General features: G+C 70.1%; 17 protein-coding genes and 1 riboswitch. Of the genes, 7 read left to right on the top strand and 10 right to left on the bottom strand.

What is annotated here, in order from left to right:
• Positions 1 to 128: 128 nt before the first annotated feature.
• Together cyc1 and ACGF3H_RS27260 are read left to right on the top strand one after the other, a co-directional pair.
• Entirely contained in the window at positions 129 to 1,214 is a 1,086-nt protein-coding gene (gene cyc1, locus ACGF3H_RS27265) for an epi-isozizaene synthase (protein ID WP_362486818.1), read from the top strand.
• Positions 1,211 to 2,587, top strand: a complete 1,377-nt coding sequence (locus ACGF3H_RS27260; protein WP_362486816.1) for a cytochrome P450 — start codon at positions 1,211 to 1,213, stop codon at positions 2,585 to 2,587. The genes cyc1 and ACGF3H_RS27260 overlap by 4 nt, the downstream gene beginning before the upstream one ends.
• Before the next feature lie 18 nt (positions 2,588 to 2,605).
• Here the strand turns inward: ACGF3H_RS27260 and ACGF3H_RS27255 are convergent, their stop codons facing one another.
• The 7 genes from ACGF3H_RS27255 to ACGF3H_RS27225 form a co-directional block, all read right to left on the bottom strand.
• The gene (locus tag ACGF3H_RS27255) at positions 2,606 to 3,574 is read right to left on the bottom strand and encodes a helix-turn-helix domain-containing protein (RefSeq protein ID WP_362486814.1); all 969 of its coding nucleotides are present in this window, start codon (positions 3,572 to 3,574) and stop codon (positions 2,606 to 2,608) included.
• A gap of 271 nt (positions 3,575 to 3,845) precedes the next feature.
• A complete protein-coding gene (locus tag ACGF3H_RS27250) occupies positions 3,846 to 4,859 on the bottom strand; it encodes a ribonucleotide-diphosphate reductase subunit beta (protein WP_362486812.1) in 1,014 nt (337 codons plus the stop codon).
• Positions 4,859 to 7,240 carry a ribonucleoside-diphosphate reductase subunit alpha gene (locus ACGF3H_RS27245; RefSeq protein WP_362486810.1) on the bottom strand — a complete coding sequence of 794 codons (2,382 nt, stop codon included), beginning with the start codon at positions 7,238 to 7,240 and terminating at the stop codon, positions 4,859 to 4,861. The genes ACGF3H_RS27250 and ACGF3H_RS27245 overlap by 1 nt, the downstream gene beginning before the upstream one ends.
• 123 nt (positions 7,241 to 7,363) lie before the next feature.
• Positions 7,364 to 7,520, bottom strand: a riboswitch (cobalamin riboswitch).
• Between the two features lie 35 nt (positions 7,521 to 7,555).
• Positions 7,556 to 8,062, bottom strand: a complete 507-nt coding sequence (locus ACGF3H_RS27240) for a GNAT family N-acetyltransferase (protein ID WP_362486808.1) — start codon at positions 8,060 to 8,062, stop codon at positions 7,556 to 7,558.
• A 71-nt stretch (positions 8,063 to 8,133) separates the two neighbouring features.
• Positions 8,134 to 9,762 (bottom strand): monocarboxylate uptake permease MctP, encoded by a 1,629-nt coding sequence (gene mctP / locus ACGF3H_RS27235; RefSeq protein WP_362486806.1) that lies wholly within the window; start codon positions 9,760 to 9,762, stop codon positions 8,134 to 8,136.
• Entirely contained in the window at positions 9,759 to 10,016 is a 258-nt protein-coding gene (locus tag ACGF3H_RS27230) for a DUF3311 domain-containing protein (RefSeq protein ID WP_362486805.1), read from the bottom strand. Before ACGF3H_RS27230 ends, mctP begins: the two co-directional genes overlap by 4 nt.
• Before the next feature lie 323 nt (positions 10,017 to 10,339).
• Complete coding sequence (locus tag ACGF3H_RS27225; RefSeq protein ID WP_239762586.1) at positions 10,340 to 11,104, bottom strand: GntR family transcriptional regulator; 765 nt, start codon at positions 11,102 to 11,104, stop codon at positions 10,340 to 10,342.
• A gap of 454 nt (positions 11,105 to 11,558) precedes the next feature.
• Between ACGF3H_RS27225 and ACGF3H_RS27220 the strand changes: the two genes are divergently transcribed.
• The 4 genes from ACGF3H_RS27220 (at position 11,559) to ACGF3H_RS27205 (ending at position 16,238) form a co-directional block, all read left to right on the top strand.
• Positions 11,559 to 12,839, top strand: a complete 1,281-nt coding sequence (locus tag ACGF3H_RS27220; protein WP_362486802.1) for an extracellular solute-binding protein — start codon at positions 11,559 to 11,561, stop codon at positions 12,837 to 12,839.
• Positions 12,840 to 12,927: 88 nt separating this feature from the next.
• Entirely contained in the window at positions 12,928 to 13,914 is a 987-nt protein-coding gene (locus tag ACGF3H_RS27215) for a sugar ABC transporter permease (RefSeq protein ID WP_362486800.1), read from the top strand.
• On the top strand, positions 13,911 to 14,741 hold the full coding sequence (locus ACGF3H_RS27210; RefSeq protein WP_362486799.1) for a carbohydrate ABC transporter permease: 831 nt from the start codon (positions 13,911 to 13,913) through the stop codon (positions 14,739 to 14,741). Before ACGF3H_RS27215 ends, ACGF3H_RS27210 begins: the two co-directional genes overlap by 4 nt.
• A 9-nt stretch (positions 14,742 to 14,750) precedes the next feature.
• Complete coding sequence (locus tag ACGF3H_RS27205) at positions 14,751 to 16,238, top strand: glycoside hydrolase family 3 protein (RefSeq protein ID WP_362486798.1); 1,488 nt, start codon at positions 14,751 to 14,753, stop codon at positions 16,236 to 16,238.
• A 103-nt stretch (positions 16,239 to 16,341) separates the two neighbouring features.
• On the opposite strand, the gene nagB is transcribed toward ACGF3H_RS27205, so the two are convergent.
• A complete protein-coding gene (nagB, locus tag ACGF3H_RS27200; protein WP_362486796.1) occupies positions 16,342 to 17,127 on the bottom strand; it encodes a glucosamine-6-phosphate deaminase in 786 nt (261 codons plus the stop codon).
• A gap of 577 nt (positions 17,128 to 17,704) precedes the next feature.
• On the opposite strand from nagB, the gene ACGF3H_RS27195 reads away from it, so the two are divergent.
• Positions 17,705 to 19,180: a PAS domain-containing sensor histidine kinase gene (locus ACGF3H_RS27195; protein WP_362486794.1), complete on the top strand. Its 1,476-nt coding sequence runs from the start codon at positions 17,705 to 17,707 to the stop codon at positions 19,178 to 19,180.
• A gap of 204 nt (positions 19,181 to 19,384) precedes the next feature.
• On the opposite strand, the gene ACGF3H_RS27190 is transcribed toward ACGF3H_RS27195, so the two are convergent.
• The gene (locus ACGF3H_RS27190; protein WP_003973730.1) at positions 19,385 to 19,642 is read right to left on the bottom strand and encodes a WhiB family transcriptional regulator; all 258 of its coding nucleotides are present in this window, start codon (positions 19,640 to 19,642) and stop codon (positions 19,385 to 19,387) included.
• A gap of 319 nt (positions 19,643 to 19,961) precedes the next feature.
• A complete protein-coding gene (locus ACGF3H_RS27185) occupies positions 19,962 to 20,930 on the bottom strand; it encodes a diacylglycerol kinase family protein (protein ID WP_362486792.1) in 969 nt (322 codons plus the stop codon).
• Positions 20,931 to 21,032 lie beyond the last annotated feature (102 nt).

Here is a 21,032-nt window from a genome sequence, read left to right as displayed (position 1 = left end):
AGTGAATGGAGCAAATCCGTTCCCAGAACGGTCAGTTGTGGTGCTGAATGGAGAAGCGGGGATACGCAACGGCGCACGCCCCGCTCAGTGAGAGGAGTGCGCCACCGGCGGCTGAGAGGGGTTTGTTCGTGCATGCTTTCCCACACGGCACCACAGCGACACCGACCGCGACCGCGGTTCCACCGCAGCTCTCACTCCCGGTGATCGAGGCGGCATTTCCCCGGCAACTGCACCCGTATTGGCCGAAGCTCCAGGAGAAGACCCGTACCTGGCTGCTCGAAAAACGGCTCATGCCAGCGGACAAGGTCGAGGAATATGCCGACGGCCTGTGCTACACGGATCTCATGGCCGGGTACTACCTGGGCGCCCCCGACGAGGTCCTTCAGGCGATAGCCGACTACAGCGCGTGGTTCTTCGTCTGGGACGACCGGCACGACCGGGACATCGTCCACGGCCGTCCGGCCGCCTGGCGGACGTTGCGGGACCGGCTGCACACGGCACTGGACTCACCCGCGGACCACCTGCACCACGAGGACGCGCTGGTCGCCGGTTTCGCCGACAGTGTGCTGCGGCTGTACGCCTTCCTGACGCCGACGTGGAACGCCCGGTTCGCCCGGCACTTCCACGCGGTGATCGACGCGTACGACCGGGAATTCCACAACCGCACCCACGGAATCGTCCCCGGAGTCGAGGAGTACCTCGCGCTGCGCCGGCTCACCTTCGCGCACTGGATCTGGACCGACCTGCTGGAACCGAGCGCGGGATGCGAACTCCCGGGCGCGGTGCGGAAACATCCCGCATATCGGAGGGCGGCACTGCTGAGTCAGGAATTCGCCGCCTGGTACAACGACCTCTGCTCACTGCCGAAGGAAATAGCGGGCGACGAGGTCCACAATCTCGGAATCAGTCTCATCACCCACCACCGACTGACCCTGGAAGAAGCGATAGAGGAAGTCCGGCGACGAGTGGAGGAGTGCATCACGGAATTCCTCTCCGTCGAGCAGGACGTATTGCGGTTCGCCGACGGACTCGACGACGGAACCGTGCACGGAAAGGAACTGGGCGGCGCCGTGCGGGCCACCGTCGGCAATATGCGGAACTGGTTCAGTTCCGTGTACTGGTTCCACCACGAGTCCGGCCGGTACATGGTCGACAGCTGGGACGACCGGTCCACGCCCCCGTACGTCAACAACGAAGCGGCAGGTGAGAAATGACCGTCGAGTCCGTACCCTCCGAGACCCGGACCGGACCCGCGCCGGAGCTGCGCGAGCCACCGGTCGCGGGCGGCGGCGTCCCGCTCCTCGGCCACGGCTGGAAGCTGGCCCGCGACCCGCTGGCCTTCATGGCCCAGCTGCGCGACCACGGCGACATCGTGCGCATCCGGCTCGGCCCGAAGACCGTGTACGCGGTCACCACCCCGGCGCTCACCGGCGCCCTCGCGCTGAGCCCCGACTACCACATCGCCGGCCCGCTGTGGGAGTCGCTGGAGGGCCTGCTCGGCAAGGAGGGCGTGGCCACGGCCAACGGCCCGCTGCACCGGCGCCAGCGGCGCACCATCCAGCCCGCCTTCAAGCTCGACGCGATCCCCGCCTACGGGCCGATCATCGAGGAGGAGGCGCACGCGCTCACCGAGCGCTGGCAGCCCGGGCGGACGATCGACGCCACCTCCGAGTCCTTCCGCGTCGCCGTGCGCGTCGCGGCCCGCTGCCTGCTGCGCGGCCAGTACATGGACGAGCGCGCCGAGCGCCTGTGCGTCGCCCTCGCCACCGTCTTCCGCGGCATGTACCGGCGGATGGTCGTCCCGCTGGGGCCGCTGTACCGGCTGCCGCTTCCGGCCAATCGCGCATTCAACAACGCGTTGGCCGACCTGCACCGCGTGGTCGACGAGATCATCGCCGAGCGCCGCGCATCCGGTCAGAAGCCGGACGATCTGCTGACGGCTTTGCTCGAGGCCGAGGACGACAATGGCGACCCGATCGGGGAACAGGAGATCCACGACCAGGTCGTCGCGATACTCACCCCCGGCAGCGAAACCATCGCCTCCACGATCATGTGGTTGCTTCAGGCACTTGCCGAACACCCGGAACATGCCGACCGCATACGCGACGAAGTCGAAGCGGTCACCGGTGGACGACCGGTGGCATTCGAGGACGTCCGCAGGCTCACGCACACCGGCAATGTCATCGTGGAGGCCATGCGTTTGCGCCCCGCCGTGTGGGTATTGACGCGGCGCGCCGTGGTCGAGACGGAACTCGGTGGCTATCGAATTCCGGCCGGGGCGGACATCATCTACAGTCCGTACGCAATCCAGCGTGACCCGAAGTCGTACGCCCGCAACCTGGAGTTCGACCCGGACCGATGGCTTCCGGAGCGCGTGACGGAACTGCCGAAATACGCCATGCGGCCGTTCAGCGTGGGCAATCGGAAGTGCCCCAGCGACCACTTCTCCATGGCGCAGCTGACACTGATCACGGCGGCGCTCGCCACCAAGTACCGCTTCGAGCAGGTGCCGGGCTCGAACGACGCGGTGCGCGTCGGCATCACGCTGCGTCCCCACGACCTGCTGGTCCGGCCCGTGGCGCGGTGAGCAGGGCGGGGACGCGGCTCAGGCTGCGGCCTCGGGGCCCCGGAAGGTGCGCCGGTAGGCGTGCGGGGTGGTGCCGAGAGCCCTGACGAACTGGTGCCTCAGGGCCGCCGCCGTACCGAACCCGGTGCGCCAGGCCACCGCGTCCATCGTCTCGTCCGTCCCCTCCAGCAGCCGCTGGGCCAGCAGCACGCGCTGGCGCAGGATCCAGCGGTAGGGAGTCGTGCCCGTCTCCTGCTGGAAACGGCGGGCGAAGGTGCGCGGGGACATGTGCGCCCGGGCCGCGAGCTGCTCGACGGTGACCTCCTGGTCGAGGTGCTGTTCCATCCAGGACAGCACCTCGCCGACGGTGTCGCAGGAGGAGCGCGGCAGCGGCCGCTCGATGTACTGCGCCTGCCCCCCGTCCCGGTGCGGCGGCACGACCATGCGCCGGGCGATCTTGTTGGCGACCTCCGGTCCCTGTTCCTTGCGGACGATGTGCAGACAGGCGTCGATCCCGGCGGCGGTGCCGGCACTGGTGATCACCGGGTCGGCGTCCACGTAGAGCACGTCCGGCGAGACGGCCACGGCCGGGTACTGCCGGGCCAGCTCCTCCGCGTGGTGCCAGTGGACCGCGCACCGCCGTCCGTCCAGCAGCCCGGCGGCGCCCAGCACGAACACCCCGGAGCACACGCTCAGCACCCGCGCGCCCCGGTCCACCGCCCGCCGCAGGGCGGCCAGCAGCTCGGGCGGGTACTCCCGGCGCGCGTAGCCGCTCCCCGCCGGCACGGCGATCAGATCCGCCTCCTCCAGCCGGTCCAGCCCGTACGGCGTGGAGACGGAGAGGCCGCCGACATGGGTGCTCAGCGCCGGGCCCTCCGCCGACACCACCGCGAAGTCGTACTTCGGCAGGCCCTCGTCGGTCCGGTCGATGCCGAAGACCTCGCAGACGACGCCCAGTTCGAAAGGATGCACGCCGTCCAGCAGGACGGCGGCCACGTTCTGCAGCATGCCTCCAGTGTGCCTCGCGAGTGGCAGGAAATCGAGGTCTTACGGCAGTCCTGCCACTCGCGGTAAGGAGTATCCGGCGCGACAGTGGTGACATGACCGGAAACCAGACAGAAGCCCTGATCGGAATGCTCCTGACCTTCGGACTCCTGGTCCTCATGGTCCTCCCCTCGGTGATCGGCATCGTGCGCGACCGGCGCATCGACCGTCAGATCAGGGAGGCCCAGAAGGACCGGGAGGAGCGGAAGGCCGTCACGCCCACGCGGAGGGAGGCTCAGAAGTCCTCGTCCAGGTCGACGGTCCCTTCCACCGCCACCTGGTACGCCGACGGACGCCGCTCGAAGAAGTTGGTCAGTTCCTGAACGCCCTGGAGCTCCATGAAGGAGAAGGGGTTCTCGGAGCCGTACACCGGGGCGAAGCCGAGGCGGGTCAGACGCTGATCGGCCACGCACTCCAGGTACTGCCGCATCGAGTCGGTGTTCATGCCCGGGAGGCCGTCACCGCACAGGTCGCGCGCGAACTGCAGCTCGGCCTCGACGGCCTCCCTCAGCATGTCGGTGACCTGCTCCCGGAGCCGGTCGTCGAAGAGGTCCGGCTCCTCCTTGCGGACGGTGTCGACCACGTCGAAGGCGAACGACATGTGCATCGTCTCGTCGCGGAACACCCAGTTGGTGCCGGTGGCCAGGCCGTGCAGCAGACCCCGGCTGCGGAACCAGTACACGTAGGCGAAGGCGCCGTAGAAGAACAGGCCCTCGATGCACGCGGCGAAGCAGATGAGGTTCAGTAGGAAACGGCGCCGGTCGGCCTTGCTCTCCAGGCGGTCGATCGACTCGACCGAGTCCATCCACCGGAAGCAGAACTCGGCCTTCTCCCGGATGGAGGGGATGTTCTCGACGGCCGCGAAGGCGGCGGCGCGGTCCTCCGGGTCGGGCAGGTAGGTGTCCAGCAGCGTCAGGTAGAACTGGACGTGGACGGCCTCCTCGAACAGCTGCCGGCTCAGGTACAGCCGCGCCTCGGGGGAGTTGATGTGCTTGTAGAGGGTCAGCACCAGGTTGTTCGCGACGATCGAGTCGCCCGTCGCGAAGAAGGCCACGAGCCGTCCGATGAGGTGCTGCTCCTCGGGACTGAGCTTGGCGAGGTCGGCGACGTCCGAGTGGAGGTCGACCTCCTCGACGTGCCAGGTGTTCTTGATGGCGTCCCGGTAGCGCTCGTAGAAGTCCGGGTAGCGCATGGGGCGCAGGGTCAGCTCGAAGCCCGGGTCGAGCAGGTTCTTGGTGGTGTCGTTCATCACTGGCAGGCCTCGCAGGACTCGGGGTTTTCCAGGGAGCAGGCGACCGCTTCGGGGTCCGGGGCGGCCTGCACGGGGACGGCGGCGCGGCCGGCGGCGCGGGCGATGCGGGTCGCCGGGCGGGAGCGCAGGTAGTACGTGGTCTTCAGGCCCTGCTTCCAGGCGTACGCGTACATCGAGGAGAGCTTCCCGATGGTCGGCGTCTCCAGGAACAGGTTCAGCGACTGGGCCTGGTCGAGGTACGGGGTGCGGGCGGCGGCCATGTCGATCAGGGCGCGCTGCGGGATCTCCCAGGCGGTGCGGTACAGCGCGCGCACGTCCTCGGGGATCCAGGCGAAGTCCTGCACCGAGCCGTTGGCCTCGCGCAGCGCCTCCCGGGTGCGGGCGTCCCACACGCCGAGCCGCTTCAGGTCGTCGACCAGGTAGGAGTTGACCTGGAGGAACTCTCCGGACAGCGTCTCGCGCTTGAACAGGTTCGACACCTGCGGCTCGATGCACTCGTAGGCGCCCACGATGGAGGCGATGGTCGCGGTCGGCGCGATCGCGAGGAGCAGCGAGTTGCGCAGCCCGGTCGTCGCGATGCGCGTCCGCAGCGCCGCCCAGCGCTCGGGCCAGGTGTGCTCGACGTCGTAGTGGTCGGGGTGCAGCACACCACGGGCGGTACGCGTCTTCTCCCAGGCCGGCAGCGGGCCGTTGCGCTCGGCGAGGTCGGCGGACGTCTCGTACGCGGCGAGCATGATGCGCTCGGCGATCCGGGTGGACAGAGCCTTGGCCTCGGGGGAGCCGAAGGGCAGGCGCAGCTGGAAGAAGACGTCCTGCAGGCCCATCGCGCCGAGGCCGACCGGGCGCCAGCGGGCGTTGGAGCGGCCCGCCTGCTCGGTCGGGTAGAAGTTGATGTCGACGACCCGGTCCAGGAAGGTCACGGCGGTGCGGACGGTGGCGTCCAGCCGCTCCCAGTCGATGTCGCCCCCGGTCACGAAGGCGCCCAGGTTGACCGAGCCGAGGTTGCAGACCGCCGTCTCCCCGTCGTCCGTGACCTCAAGGATCTCCGTGCAGAGGTTGGAGGAGTGGACGGTGTGGCCCGGCTCGGCGGTCTGGTTGGCGGTGCGGTTGGCGGCGTCCTTGAAGGTCATCCAGCCGTTGCCGGTCTGCGCGAGGGTGCGCATCATGCGGCCGTACAGCTCACGCGCCGGGAGGGTCTTCCTGGCCAGTCCCTTCGCCTCGGCCGCCCGGTAGGCCGCGTCGAACTCCGCGCCCCACAGGTCGACCAGCTCCGGCACGTCCGAGGGCGAGAACAGCGACCAGGGCCCGTCCGCGTCCACCCGGCGCATGAACTCGTCCGGCACCCAGTGCGCGAGGTTCAGGTTGTGCGTGCGGCGGGCGTCCTCGCCCGTGTTGTCCCGCAGCTCCAGGAACTCCTCGATGTCGGCGTGCCAGGTCTCCAGGTAGACCGCCGCCGCGCCCTTGCGCCGGCCGCCCTGGTTCACCGCGGCGACCGAGGCGTCCAGCGTCTTCAGGAACGGGACGATGCCGTTGGAGTGCCCGTTGGTGCCGCGGATCAGCGAACCCCGGGCGCGGACGCGGGAGTAGGCGATGCCGATGCCGCCGGCGTGCTTGGAGAGGCGGGCGACCTGGTGGAGGCGGTCGTAGAGGGAGTCCAGCTCGTCCTTGGGGGAGTCGAGGAGGTAGCAGGACGACATCTGGGCGTGCCGGGTGCCGGAGTTGAAGAGCGTGGGGGAGGAGGGCAGGTAGTCCAGGCGGCTCATCAGCCCGTAGAGCGCGGCGACTTCGTCCACCGACCTGCTCGTGTCGTCCTCGGCGAGCCCGGCGGCCACGCGCAGCAGGAAGTGCTGGGGCGTCTCGACGACCTTGCGGGTGTGCGGGTGGCGGAGGAGGTAACGGCTGTACAGCGTGCGCAGCCCGAAGTAGCCGAAGCGGTCGTCGGCGGCCGGGTCGGTCAGCGCGTCCAGGCGGGCCGCGTGCAGCCGGACGAACGCGGCGGTGCGGTCGGCGATCAGGCCCTCGCGGTGGCCGGTGGCGACGGACTCGGTGAAGGAGGTGACGCCCTGGGAGGCGGCCTCGGCGCGGATGCCGATGGTCAGCAGCCGGGCGGCCAGCCGGGAGTAGACCGGGTCCTCCGAGATCAGGCCGGCCGCGGCCTCCGTGGCCAGCTCCCGCAGCTCCGCCTCGTCGGCCCGCGCGGACCGGCCGCGCAGCGCGGCGGCGGCGACCCGCCCGGGGTCGGCGCCCCGGAGGTCCGCGGTGAGGTCGGTCAGGGTCCGCAGCAGGGCGGCACCGGGCCCGTCGGCCGCCTCGGCCACGGGGGTCGCAGAAGCCGTCGCAGCGGACGTGGAGACCGGGTCGGCTGGCGCGATGGTCACGTGGGGCACTCCCTCGCTCGGCACGGGGCCAGGCGGAGGGCAGGGGGCAGCTCACGAGCGCACGCGGCGTCGCGTCCACCGGCCCATTCCGCGAGGCCCGGACGTCGTGGCACCCGGACCGGGACGGCCGGGCGCACTGTCGGCAGGTCCTCGGACTGAAGCCCGTGCGCTCACGCGGATACGCGAACACGCACAAGTACACCGTTGCGGGACAGTTCCGGATTCTCACCGGATTCCCCTGCGGCGACAGCGAGCACGAGCATACATCTTGTGCCGGGTCTCGCCAGCACCCCCAGATGTTGTGCCGTGCCGGTGTCAGAGCGTCAGTTGATAGGTGAGCAGAGTGATGTCGTCGAGCTCCGGCAGCGGGTTCCAGTCGCGGCCGGGCGTGCGGGTGAAACCCAGGCGTTCGTAGAGCCGGTGGGCGGTGCGCATGGTCCGCTGGGTCGACAGCACGACGCGTGCGCAGCCCTCGACCGCCCGCGCGCGGTCGACACAGGACCGTACGAGGGCCTCGCCGACGCCGCGTCCCCGCGCGTCGTGGGCGACGGCGAGCATGCGTATCTCGGCCTCGCCGGGCCGGGCGATGTCGGCCATGGGGCCCCCGGACGGCACGAAGGTCACGCCGCCGAGGACGCGGCCGTCCGCCGTGGCGACCAGGAGCTCCGCGGCGGCGGCCCGCTCGGCCGCGTTCCGCAGTGCGCCGAGGTAGGGGTCGCTCTCACCGAGGTCGAGGAAGCCGTCGTGGAGATAGGCGTGGGCGGTGATGTCGCCGAGGGCCCCGTACTCGTCGGGTGACGCCGGCCGGATCGCGAAGTCCATGGGCCGAGTGTGCCCGACGGGCACGACGACGGGCCGCCGGATTTCTCCGACGGCCCGTCGCCCGCGGGGGGTCAGTGCGAGGTGCCCGCGGTGGCCGGGGGCAGCTCCGTCTGGACGCCGGGGTCGCCCGCGTCCGCCGTGTAGTCGCCCGGCTGGGTCTCGTCGACGCCGTCGGGCGCCTTGACGGCCTTCAGGACGAAGGTCAGGACCACGGTGACCAGGACGTTCAGCACGAACGCGGTGAGACCGATGTAACCGATCTCCCCGATGCCCGGGATCTCCTTCGAGGAGCCGCCGAAGTGCGCCTGCGTCGGCGAGGCGACCCCGTACGCGGCGGCCGTGCCGTAGACCATGCCGACCGCCCAGCCGGCGAGCAGGGCCCAGCGGTGGAACCAGCGGGTGAACAGGCCGCCCACCAGGGCCGGGAAGGTCTGCAGGATCCAGATGCCGCCCAGCAGCTGGAAGTTGATCGCGACCGTCTTGTCCATGCCGAGGACGAAGATCAGCGCGCCCACCTTCACCAGCAGCGACACCAGCTTGGAGACCTTGGTCTCCTGCTCCGGGGTGGCGTCCGGCTTGATGAAGTCCTTGTAGATGTTGCGCGTGAACAGGTTCGCGGCCGCGATCGACATGATCGCCGCCGGGACCAGGGCGCCGATGCCGATGGCCGCGAAGGCCACGCCCGCGAACCAGTCCGGGAACATGTCCTCGAACAGCTGCGGGATCGCCAGCTGACCGTTGCTCACCTTGACCCCCGCCGCGATCGCCATGAAGCCCAGCAGCGCGAGCAGGCCGAGCATCAGGGAGTACAGCGGCAGGATCGTGGTGTTGCGGCGGATCACCTCACGGCTGCGGGAGGACAGCGTCGCGGTGATCGAGTGCGGGTACATGAACAGCGCGAGCGCCGAGCCGAGTGCCAGCGTGGCGTAGGTCCACTGGCTCGCCTCGCCCGGCACCACCGCGCCGCGCGGCTTCCCGGTCGCCTCGTTGGTCTGGCCGAACGCCTCGCCCGCCTTGGCGAAGATGTCGTCGAAGCCGCCCAGCTTGATCGGGATGTAGATGATCGCCACCGCGATCACGATGTAGATCAGCGTGTCCTTCACGAACGCGATCAGCGCGGGGGCGCGCAGACCCGACGAGTAGGTGTACGCGGCCAGCACACCGAAGGCGATCAGCAGCGGCAGGTCCTTGACGAACCAGTTGGTGTCCTCACCGCCGCCGACGCCCATCACGTCCAGGACGGCCTGGATGCCGACCAGCTGGAGCGCGATGTACGGCATCGTGGCGAGGATGCCGGTGACGGCGACCGCGAGCGACAGGCCCTTGGAGCCGAACCGGCCGCGCACGAAGTCCGAGGTCGTCACGTAGCCGTGCTTGTGGGAGACCGACCACAGGCGGGGCAGGAACGTGAAGATGAGCGGGTAGACGAGGATCGTGTACGGCACCGCGAAGAAGCCGGACGCGCCCGCCGCGTAGATCGCCGCCGGGACGGCCACGAAGGTGTACGCCGTGTAGAGGTCGCCGCCCAGCAGGAACCAGGTGACCCAGGTGCCGAACGAGCGGCCGCCGAGGCCCCATTCGTCCAGGCTGTGCTCGTTCTCGGCCCGGCGCCAGCGGGCGGCCATGAAGCCCATCGCGGTGACGAGGACGAAGAAGAAGATGAAGACGGCGAGTGCGACGCCGTTCACGCCGTCGTTCACTTGGCACCGCCTTCCCGGCGGGCGCGCTGGTCACGCTGCCAGAGCTTGTACGCGAGCACCGTCAGCACGGTGGAGATCAGCACCCACGCCATCTGGTACCAGTAGAAGAACGGGATGCCGATGAGCGTGGGGTCGGTCTTGGCGTACGAGCCGACCCACAGCATGGCGACGAACGGTGCGACAAGACAGAGGGCGATGACGACGCGCACCGGCGTCACCGTCGGCCCTCTGTTCACTTCCGGGGCTTGTGACATGCGGTGGCTCCGTCCCCTCGCTGATCACCTGGTGCAGTGCGCACGAAAATGTAGGTGACGGCGTCGAGAGAGCGGAAGACCTCGTCCGCATATCGGTCCTCAACTGCAATGAAGCGTGCCGGGCGGGCACGGCGAGCCCTAGGGCCTGTCGTTTGGATCAGGTCGCGGGACAGCGGCGGTTCTTGTCAGCGCCGGTGAGCGGGGCCTGGTGCGTGCAGCTGCAAGGCGGAGGAGGGCGTCGACGCGGAGCGTCGGCAACCGACGACAACGCGGCAGATGCGCGTGCCAGGCCCCGCGTCTGCGGCTGATCCAAACGACAGGCCCTAGTCCTGAGGGCGCTTGAGGCGGGCCACGAACTTGTAGCGGTCGCCGCGGTAGACCGACCGCACCCATTCCACCGGCTGGCCCGTCCGGTCCAGCGAGTGCCGGGAGAGCATCAGCATCGGCAGGCCGACGTCGGTGCCCAGCAGGCCGGCCTCCCGCGGGGTCGCCAGCGAGGTCTCGATGGTCTCCTCGGCCTCGGCCAGGTGGACGTCGTACACCTCGGCGAGGGCCGTGTAGAGGGAGGTGTACTTCACCAGCGACCTGCGCAGGGCGGGGAAGCGCTTCGCCGACAGGTGGGTCGTCTCGATGGCCATGGGCTCGCCGTTGGCCATGCGCAGGCGTTCGATGCGCAGCACCCGACCGCCCGCCGTGATGTCCAGCAGCCCGGCGAGCCGCTCGTCGGCGGTGATGTAGCCGATGTCCAGCAGCTGCGAGGTCGGCTCCAGGCCCTGGGCCCGCATGTCCTCGGTGTACGAGGTGAGTTGCAGCGCCTGCGACACCTTGGGCTTGGCGACGAAGGTGCCCTTGCCCTGGATGCGCTCGAGGCGGCCCTCGACGACCAGCTCCTGCAGGGCCTGGCGCACCGTCGTGCGCGAGGTGTCGAACTCCGCGGCCAGCGTGCGCTCGGGCGGGACCGGCGTGCCCGGCGCCTGCGTCCGGGTCATGTCGAGCAGGTGCTTCTTCAGTCGGTAGTACTTGGGCACGCGCGCGGTACGGACGGTCGCCCCACCCTCGTTCTCCGCACTGCTGACGTCGGTGCTCATGCTCTGCCTTCCCGGCTCCGGGTGCCGAAGCGACCGACATCACCTATCGGCCACGGCTCACATCGTGGCACGGGTTGGTGCCGGGAGGATCCCGCACGCTCCGTGATCCCTTCTGTATACCTCCGAGGCCCCCGTTGGTCTAGTCCACCGCGCCGCCCGGCGCCGGTGGTACGTGCTCCGCGGACCGGTGCCGGCGCCTCGTCGGGCGGGAGTGGTACACCCGGCGCCGGTCCGTCCGATGTGTCGCTTGCGCAATGAAAGGTCCCTGCATATCTCGGTCCCATCACGGACGCCCGGAGCCCGCTTGAACACCCTTGACAGCCCTATTGGTCTGGGCCAAGCTCCCCGTACTGGTCTACACCATTGGTCCAGGTCCCGGCCCCATGGGCGGTCCGCGTCGACGAGCAACCGCGGGGAGGCAGGGGGGTTTTGTGGCATCCCTGAGGAGGGTGGCGTGAAGCGCAAGCTGATAGCCGCGATCGGTATCGCGGGCATGATGGTCTCGATCGCGGCGTGCGGGGGCGACGACGGCGGCGACGACGGCAAGAAGGCCGGGGCGGACGGCTACGCCGGCCAGACGCTGACCGTGTGGGTGATGGACGGTTCCTCGCCCGACCAGTGGCAGGCGGACCTCGCCAAGGAGTTCGAGGCGAAGACCAAGGCCAAGGTCAAGTTCGAGATCCAGAAGTGGAACGGCATCCAGCAGAAGCTGACCACCGCCCTCTCCGAGGAGAACCCGCCCGACGTCTTCGAGATCGGCAACACCCAGACCTCGGCCTACGCCAAGACCGGCGGCCTGGCGGACCTGAGCGACCTCAAGAGCGGCCTCGGCGCCGACTGGTCCGAGTCCCTCAACAAGTCGGCCGTCTTCGACGGCAAGCAGTACGCGGCCCCGTGGTTCGTGGTCAACCGCGTGGTCATCTACAACAAGAAGATCTGGGCGGACGCGGGCATCAAGGAGACGCCCAAGACCCGCGACGAGTTCTACAACGACCTCAAGACGATCGGCGAGAAGACCGACGCCGAGCCGATCTACCTGCCCGGCCAGAACTGGTACCACTTCGTGGGTCTGACCATCGGTGAGGGCGCCGAGCTGGTCAAGAAGGACGGCGACAAGTACGTCTCCAACCTGGCCGACCCGAAGGTCGCCGCCGCCACGGAGACGTACAAGAAGTTCCAGGCCCTGTCCAAGGCGCCCAAGGACAAGGACGAGGCCACCCCGCAGCAGGGCGAGATCTTCGCCAAGGGCAAGACCGGCGCCATCATCGGCATGGGCTGGGAGGCCGGCACGGCGATCACCGCCAACCCGGCGATCGAGAAGGACCTCGGCTACTTCACCATCCCCGGTGCCACGGCCGGCAAGCCCGAGGGCGTCTTCCTCGGCGGCTCCAACCTGGCCGTCGCCGCGGGCAGCAAGAAGCAGGAGCTGGCCAAGGAGTTCCTGAAGCTCGCCCTCTCCGACAAGTACGAGGGCGGGCTGGCCAAGGCCAACGGCGTCATCCCGAACAAGGAGTCGCTGCAGAACAACCTGCAGGGCAACGCCGCCGCCGAGGCCGCCGCGCCGGCCGCCGCGGGCGGTGACACCACGCCGCTGATCCCGGAGTGGGCCGCGGTCGAGAACGACCCCAACCCGATCAAGACCTACCTGACGGCCGTGCTGAAGGGGAAGTCCCCCGCCGAGGCCGCCGAGCAGGTCGAGGGCGAGTTCAACAAGCGCCTGGCGCAGCAGCAGTAACCCCGGGTGAGCCGGGGCGGGGGCCGGCACGCGACGGCCCCCGCCCCGGCTCGAGCTGGACAGGCCGAGAAGAAGAGAGACCGCGAGCATGACCGTGCAGACCGAACGGCCGCCCCGAGGCCCGTCGGACGTCCGCAAGGCGGACGGCGGAGACACCGGCCGGGCGAAACCGAGAGCCGCGTCCCGCGCCGGCGCGCTCGTCCCGTACCTGTTGCTGCTGCCGGCCTGCGCGGCCACTGTGCTGCTGCTCGGCTGGCCGCTGCTGAAGGACGGCCTGCTGTCCTTCCAGAACCTCAACATGGCGCAGCTGATCCAGCACGTCACCGAGTGGACCGGCGTCGACAACTACAAGGAGGTCCTCACCGGCGAGGACTTCTGGCGGGTCACCGTCCGCTCGATCCTCTTCACCGCGGTCAACGTCGCTCTCACCATGGTGGTGGGCGGCCTGATCGGCCTGCTGCTCGCCCGGCTCGGCAGGGTGATGCGGTTCGTGCTGATGATCGGCCTCGTGCTGGCCTGGGCCATGCCGGTGGTCGCCGCGACCACCGTCTACCAGTGGCTCTTCGCCCAGCGCTTCGGCGTCGTCAACTGGGTCCTGGACAAGCTCGGCTGGCACTCCATGGCCGACTTCAGCTGGACCGGCAGCCAGATGTCGACCTTCTTCGTCGTCACCGTGCTGATCGTCTGGATGTCCGTCCCGTTCGTCGCGATCAACCTGTACGCCGCGACCACCACCATCCCCGGCGAGCTGTACGAGGCCGCCTCCCTCGACGGCGCCGGCGTCTGGCGCAGCTTCACCACGGTCACCCTGCCGTTCCTGCGGCCGTTCCTCTACGCGACGACCTTCCTGGAGATCATCTGGATCTTCAAGGCGTTCGTCCAGGTCTACACGTTCAACGGGGGCGGCCCCGACCGTCTCACCGAGATCCTGCCCGTCTACGCCTACATCGAGGGTGTCGGCAACCAGCACTACGGCATGGGCGCCGCGATCGCGGTCCTGACCATCCTGATCCTGCTCGGCCTGACCGCCTACTACCTCAGGATCGTGCTCAAGCAAGAGGAGGACGAGCTGTGAAGCGCTCACTCTTCGGCCGCCTGTGGCCCAACGTCACGGCCGTCGTCCTGTTCATCGGCCTCGTCTTCCCCGTCTACTGGATGTTCGCCACGGCCTTCAAACCGACCGGCGACATCATCTCGGAGGACCCGGTCTGGTTCCCGACCGACATCACCTTCGAGCACTTCCGGACCGCGGTCGACGCCGACCACTTCTGGACGTACGTCACCAACTCGCTCGTCGTCACCGTCTGTGCGGTCGTCTTCTCGCTGATCATCGCGCTGGCCGGGGCCTTCGCCCTGGCGCGGATGCGGTTCAAGGGGCGGCGCGGCTTCATCGTCGGCTTCATGCTCGCCCAGATGGCGCCCTGGGAAGTCATGGTCATCGCCATCTACATGATCGTGCGCGACGCGTCGATGCTGAACAGCCTCGTCCCGCTCACGCTCTTCTACATGATGATGATCCTGCCCTTCACCATCCTGACGCTGCGCGGCTTCGTCGCCGCCGTGCCGAAGGAGCTGGAGGAGTCCGCGATGGTCGACGGCTGCACCCGCGCCCAGTCGTTCCGCCTGGTCATCCTGCCGCTGCTCGCCCCGGGCCTGATGTCCACCTCGATGTTCGGCTTCATCACCGCCTGGAACGAGCTCCCCCTCGTCCTGGTCGTCAACAAGGAGGCGGAGTCCCAGACCCTGCCGCTGTGGCTGACCAGCTTCCAGACCGTCTTCGGCGACAACTGGGGTGCGACCATGGCCGCCTCGTCCCTCTTCGCCATCCCGATCCTGATCCTCTTCGTCTTCCTGCAGCGCAAGGCCGTCAGCGGCCTGACCGCCGGCGCCGTGAAGGGATAACGCCATCCGATGACGACAATCGCCAGCGGCACCGACACGCTCACACGCGACGCGCTGACCGTCCTCCAGCCCGGTTTCACCGGCACCACCGCCCCCGACTGGGTGCTGCGCCGCCTCGGCGAGGGCCTGGCCTCCGTCGGCCTCTTCGGGCGCAACATCGCCTCGGACGAGCAGCTGGCCGCCCTCACCGCCCAGCTCCGCGCCGAGCGCGAGGACGTGCTGGTCGCCATCGACGAGGAGGGCGGCGACGTCACCCGTCTCGAGGTGCGCACCGGCTCCTCCTTCCCCGGCAACCTCGCCCTCGGCGCGGTGGACGACGTGGGGCTCACCCGGCAGGTCGCCGCGGAACTGGGCCGCCGCCTCGCGGCCTGCGGCGTGAACCTCAACTGGGCCCCGTCCGCCGACGTCAACTCCAACCCCGACAACCCGGTCATCGGCGTGCGCTCCTTCGGCGCGAGCACCGACCTGGCCGCCCGGCACACCGCGGCCTACGTCACCGGGCTGCAGTCGGCGGGCGTGGCCGCCTGCACCAAGCACTTCCCCGGCCACGGCGACACCGCCGTCGACTCCCACCACGCCCTGCCCCGCATCGACGTGGACGCCTCGGTGCTGGCCGAGCGCGACCTGGTGCCCTTCCGCGCGGCCGTCGCCGCCGGCACCCGCGCGGTGATGAGCGCCCACATCCTGGTCCCCGCCCTGGACCCGGACCGTCCGGCAACGTTGTCCCGCCGCATCCTGACCGGCCTGCTCCGCGGCGAGCTGGGCTACGACGGCCTGATCGTCACCGACGGCATGGAGATGCGGGCCATCGCGGGCACCTACGGCATCGAACGCGGCAGCGTGCTGGCCGTCGCCGCCGGCGCCGACGCGATCTGCGTGGGCGGCGGCCTGGCCGACGAGGAGACCGTGCGACGGCTCCGCGACGCCCTGGTGGAGGCGGTCCGCTCGGGAGAGCTGCCCGAGGAGCGCCTGGCCGACGCGGCCGGGCGGGTGCGGGCCCTGGCCCGCTGGACGGCGGAGCGGGCGGACGCCTCGCGGTCCCTGCCCGCCGACGGCGACGTGGGCCTGCGCGCGGCCCGCCGCGCCCTGCGCGTCACCGGCGCCGAGGGCTTCACCCCGCTGACCGCACCGCCGTACGTCGCCGCGCTCACCCCCGTCGCCAACATCGCGGTCGGCGACGAGACCCCCTGGGGCGTCGCCGCCGAGCTGGGCCGGCTGCTCCCCGGCACCGAGACCGGCAGCTTCGCCGGAGCGGACGCCGGCGGCGAGGTGCTGGCGGCGTCCGGATCGCGCCGCGTCGTGGCGGTCGTCCGCGACGAGCACCGCCACCCCTGGATGGCGGCGGCCCTCGACACCCTGCTGGCGGCCCGGCCCGACACGATCGTGGTCGAGATGGGGGTCCCCGGGGCCGAGCCCCGCGGCGCCCTGCACGTGGCCACCCACGGCGCGGCCCGCGTCTGCGGCCGGGCGGCGGCGGAGGTCGTCGCCGGCGCCTGACCCGCGCACCCGGCCCGTCACGACGAAGGCGCCGCACCTCCCGGCCGGGGGGTGCGGCGCCTTCCGCCTTCGGGCCCGCGGGGGATGCGCGCGGACCCGCCGGTCAGATGCCCTGCCAGTCGGGCTTGTGGGAGTAGGTGTGCCGGAAGTAGTCGGCGAGCTTCAGCTTGGACGCGGCGGCCTCGTCGACGACGACCGTGGCGTGCGGGTGCAACTGGAGCGCAGAGGCCGGGCAGACGGCCGCGACGGGGCCCTCCACGCTCGCGGCGACGGCGTCCGCCTTGCCCTCGCCGGTGGCCAGCAGCACCAGGTGCCGGGCCTCCAGGATGGTGCCGATGCCCTGCGTGATCACGTGGTGCGGGACCTGCTCGATGTCGCCGTCGAAGAACCGGGCGTTGTCGACGCGGGTCTGCTCGGTCAGCGTCTTGATCCGGGTCCGAGAGGCGAGCGAGGAGCACGGCTCGTTGAACCCGATGTGCCCGTCGGTCCCGATCCCCAGCAACTGGAGATCGACCCCGCCGGCCTGGGCGAGCGCCCGGTCGTAGGCCTCGCAGGCGGCCTGCACGTCCGCGGCCGTGCCGTCCGGGCCCATGAAGGCGTCCATGCCGATCCCGAGCGGCTGGAGCACCTCGCGCCGGAGCACCGAACGGTACGACTCCGGGTGCTCCGCCGGCAGCCCCACGTACTCGTCGAGCTGGGCGATCCGCGCCCGCGCGGTGTCGACGGAGCCCGCCCGCACCCGGGCGGCCAGCGCCTCGTAGACGGGCAGCGGCGTCGAGCCGGTGGCGACCCCGAGCAGGGCGTCGGGCTTGCGCCGGAGCAGCTGCGCCATGGCCTCGGCAATGAGCTCGCCGCCCGCCCTGGCGTCGGGAACGATGACAACTTCCACGCTTGCCTGCCGTTTCGAAGTGAGGGACCCGCCCGGTGCCCGGGACTGGCTATGTGGTTTAGACCAATCTAACAGAGGAGGGCCTCGCGGGCGTGCCGAAACGGCGGCCCGCCGGGCGGGCGCGCCGCCGTGCGCGGGGAAATTGCCCCCGCGGTCCGGCCCCGCTCGTGGGCCAACAGGGTTAGGCTTCAGGCGACCGCCCGGACGCCCGGGCGGCCGTCGGAACACGACAACTGCAAAGACCGTCCACCGCATGGACACGGCTAGTGGTCTAGTCCACAATGGTCACCGAGACACGTGCCGCGACACCCACGCGAGATGGACGTCGGACTTCCGCCCTCCCCGCACAGGAGGGCGGACCGAGGAACCGGAGCTCTCTGCCCTGACTGCCCCGGCTCCTCATCCTTCGGCCGACCGGGACCGCACACCCCACGGCCGATGTTGCTCCGGGCTGCGGTGCCGGGAGGGTTGAGGGTCCCTCCCAGGCGCCGCGGCCCGCGGGTGTCTCCAGGGCCCGGGCACGGCGGAATCTGGCCGATTTCGATCGCTGTCCGTACCGCCAGGTACGCTCAGCCACGTGCCCTCCATGAACGAACTCGTACGCCAGCACACCGCCCTCGACGCCTCCGACCTCGAGTGGCTCCACCTGCTGGTCTCGGAGTGGCAGCTCCTCTCCGACCTCTCCTTCGCCGACCTGGTCCTGTGGGTCCCCACCCGCGACGGCACCCGGTACGTGTCCGTCGCCCAGATGCGGCCCAACACCGGTCCGACCTCGTACCAGGACGACATGGTCGGCCACCTCGTCCCGCGCGGCCGGCGCCCCATGCTGGACGTGGCCCTGGACGAGGGCCGGATCGTGCGCGAGGGCGACCCGGAGTGGCGCGAGGAGGTCCCGGTCCGGGTCGAATCCATCCCCGTACGGCGCCAGGGCCGCGTCCTCGGCGTCATCGCCCGCAACACCAACCTGCTCACCGTGCGCACGCCGAGCCGCCTGGAGCTCACCTACCTGCAGAGCGCCTCGGACCTCGCGCAGATGATCGCCGCCGGTGCCTTCCCGTTCGAGAACCAGCAGGTCGACATGGACGCGTCACCGCGCGTCGGCGACGGCCTGGTCAGGGTCGACGCCGACGGCATCGTCCAGTACGCCTCCCCCAACGCGCTGTCGGCCTACCACCGCATGGGCCTGGCCGCCGACCTGGTGGGCCAGCACCTGGGCCGGACCACCGCCGAACTCGCCCCGTCCCGCGGGCCGGTGGACGAGGCACTCGCCAAGGTGGCCAGCGGCTGGGCGCCGCGCGAGTTCGAGATCGAGGCGCACGACGGGGTGATCCAGTTCCGCGCCATCCCGCTCAAGCCCAAGGGCACCCGCATCGGTTCGCTGGTGCTGCTGCGCGACGTCACGGAACTGCGCCGCCGTGAACGAGAGTTGATCACGAAGGACGCCACCATCCGGGAGATCCACCACCGGGTGAAGAACAACCTCCAGACGGTGGCCGCCCTGCTCCGGCTGCAGGCCCGGCGCATCGAGTCCGAGCGCGGCCGCGAGGCGCTGGAGGAGGCCGTACGCCGCGTCGGCTCGATCGCGATCGTGCATGAGACGCTGTCTCAGAACCTGGACGAGCGCGTGGAGTTCGACGAGATCGCCGACCGCGTGCTGGCCATGGTCGCCGAGATCTCACCCGGCAAGGTCACCGGCCGGCGCACCGGCCGCTTCGGCATCCTGGACGCCGAGGTGGCCACCCCGCTGTCGATGGTGCTGACCGAGGTCCTGCAGAACGCGCTGGAGCACGGCTTCCGCGAGGGCGACACCGGCACGGTCGAGGTCACCGCGGTCCGCGGGGGGACGACGAAGGAGGCCCGGCTGCTGGTCACCGTCCAGGACGACGGGGTCGGCCTGCCCGAGGACTTCGATCCGCACCGCTCCGGCAATCTCGGGCTGCAGATCGTCCGCACCCTGGTCGAGGGCGAGCTGGGCGGCACCTTCGACATGGTCCCGGCTCCCGAGCGCGGTACCAGCGTGATCCTGGACATCCCGGTGCCGGCGGAGAAGTAGGAGCGGCAGGGCGGGGGCGTCCGGGGCTTTCTGCTGTCCCGGACGGTTCCGGGACAGCAAAAAGCCCCGGACCGGTGACGGTCCGAGGCCAGTGCTCGTGCGATGCGGAAGAGCATCGGGGTACTGCGCGCTGCGGCTCGGGGGCGGGAGTTGCGTACTCGCTGTACGCGCCGCCAAGCTCAGGCTGTCAGCAGGGGTGACTGGTCAGGCGGAGGCCTGACGAGCCCGGTTGCGGGCGGCACGGCGCTTCATCGCGCGGCGCTCGTCCTCGCTGAGACCACCCCAGACGCCGGAGTCCTGACCGGACTCGAGCGCCCACTGCAGGCACTGCTCCATGACAGGGCAGCGACGGCAGACGGCCTTGGCTTCCTCGATCTGCAGCAGCGCGGGACCGGTGTTGCCGATGGGGAAGAAGAGCTCGGGGTCTTCCTCGCGGCAAACGGCGCGGTGACGCCAGTCCATGGCTGCTACCTCTCCTTGGTATGACTGTGCAGGGTGCTTGTGAATGTGAACGCTTTCACGAATCCCTCAACAAGGGAAGGGCCTACCGCCGGGTTCCCGACGTGGTCCTTGGGTTTGAAGAGGGGTTCCGGTGATCTGTGGAGGCCGGTGTTGCGGGCCGTCCCGATCGCCAAGAAGAGACTCGCAAACCTCGGCGGTGGATACAACCCCTTCCGGAAAGTTTTTTTTGATTCTTCGGTGTCGACTAGGTCACAGCCGTACTTCTATGGGGTGGACCCTGGCCTAAACGTTCGAGTGAAAGGACTTTTGCCGGTTCTGCTCACACAATCACACGCAGTGCACGGCGTACGCCTGTGAACGTCACGCTCGTCCGCAGCCCCAGGTGGTCACCGTCCATCTGGAGGGGCAGGGGCACCTTCGAATGCAAGGTGAAGTCACTCAGATCGTGCAGGGAGACGGCGTGCTTCCCGCGGGGGCCGCGCTCGGGGGACGAAGTGAGCAACTGTGTGCCATACCGGGCGACCGCGGCCGTCGACAGCCGGCTGAGCCCGAACACGTCGAGCCCGGTGTCGAACGACGCCTCGGGCGACGCGTAGATCGGGCGGTTGCCGAGGAACGTCCACGGGCACGTGTTCGAGACTATGGACAGCACCAGATCGGTGACCGGGTCCTCGCCGGCGCGTTCCAGCGTGATGGTGCCGCTGCGGCGGTGCGGTTCCCCGATGAGCTGGCGCACCACCTGGCGGACGTAGAGAGCGTGTGTGGATCTCTTGCCCTGTTCGCGGTGCTGTTCCACCCGTCCGACCACACCGGCGTCGAAGCCCAGCCCGGCGTTGAAGGTGAACCAGCGGGCCGGCACGGCCTCGTCCTCCGAGCCGGGTGTGCCGGAGGCCAGTCCCAGACCGACGGTCCGCTCGCTGCCCTCGCGCAGCGCGTCCAGCAGGGCACCGGTGGCCTCCACCGCGTGGTTGGGCAGGCCGAGGGCGCGGGCGAAGACGTTGGTGGAACCGCCGGGGACGACCGCGAGACCGGGCAGGTGGTCCGGATCGGGGCCGGCGTGCAGCAGGCCGTTGACGACCTCGTTCACCGTGCCGTCGCCGCCGAGGGCCACCACGAGCTCGATGTCGTCGCTCAGCGCGGCCTGCCGGCCGAGGTCGCGCGCGTGGCCGCGGTACTCGGTGGTGACCGCCTCCAGCTTCATCTCGCTCGCGAGCGCGTGGATCAGCACGTCGCGCGTGCGCGCGCTCGTGGTGGTTGCCGCCGGATTGACCACGAGAAGTGCACGCATGGTGTGCAGGGTACCTACTGGGCGGTACCCCGGCCCAGGCCGAGGTAGGGATCAGGTAAGAGACCGGCGCGGGACCGGCCCGCGGGCACCGGCGTCGTGCGG

Source organism: Streptomyces sp. NPDC048185, assembly GCF_043202495.1.
In the GTDB taxonomy this organism is placed as follows: Bacteria; Actinomycetota; Actinomycetes; order Streptomycetales; family Streptomycetaceae; genus Streptomyces.
This window is presented reverse-complemented; position numbering and strand designations above follow the sequence as displayed.

Coding starts and splice junctions, on each gene's coding strand:
- ACGF3H_RS27230 (WP_362486805.1), bottom strand. CDS start 10,016: ATGTCACAAGCCCCGGAAGTGAACAGAGGGCCGACGGTGACGCCGGTG.
- ACGF3H_RS27240 (WP_362486808.1), bottom strand. CDS start 8,062: ATGGACTTCGCGATCCGGCCGGCGTCACCCGACGAGTACGGGGCCCTC.
- ACGF3H_RS27250 (WP_362486812.1), bottom strand. CDS start 4,859: ATGAACGACACCACCAAGAACCTGCTCGACCCGGGCTTCGAGCTGACC.
- ACGF3H_RS27260 (WP_362486816.1), top strand. CDS start 1,211: ATGACCGTCGAGTCCGTACCCTCCGAGACCCGGACCGGACCCGCGCCG.
- ACGF3H_RS27205 (WP_362486798.1), top strand. CDS start 14,751: ATGACGACAATCGCCAGCGGCACCGACACGCTCACACGCGACGCGCTG.
- ACGF3H_RS27225 (WP_239762586.1), bottom strand. CDS start 11,104: ATGAGCACCGACGTCAGCAGTGCGGAGAACGAGGGTGGGGCGACCGTC.
- ACGF3H_RS27215 (WP_362486800.1), top strand. CDS start 12,928: ATGACCGTGCAGACCGAACGGCCGCCCCGAGGCCCGTCGGACGTCCGC.
- ACGF3H_RS27255 (WP_362486814.1), bottom strand. CDS start 3,574: ATGCTGCAGAACGTGGCCGCCGTCCTGCTGGACGGCGTGCATCCTTTC.
- ACGF3H_RS27185 (WP_362486792.1), bottom strand. CDS start 20,930: ATGCGTGCACTTCTCGTGGTCAATCCGGCGGCAACCACCACGAGCGCG.
- ACGF3H_RS27190 (WP_003973730.1), bottom strand. CDS start 19,642: ATGGACTGGCGTCACCGCGCCGTTTGCCGCGAGGAAGACCCCGAGCTC.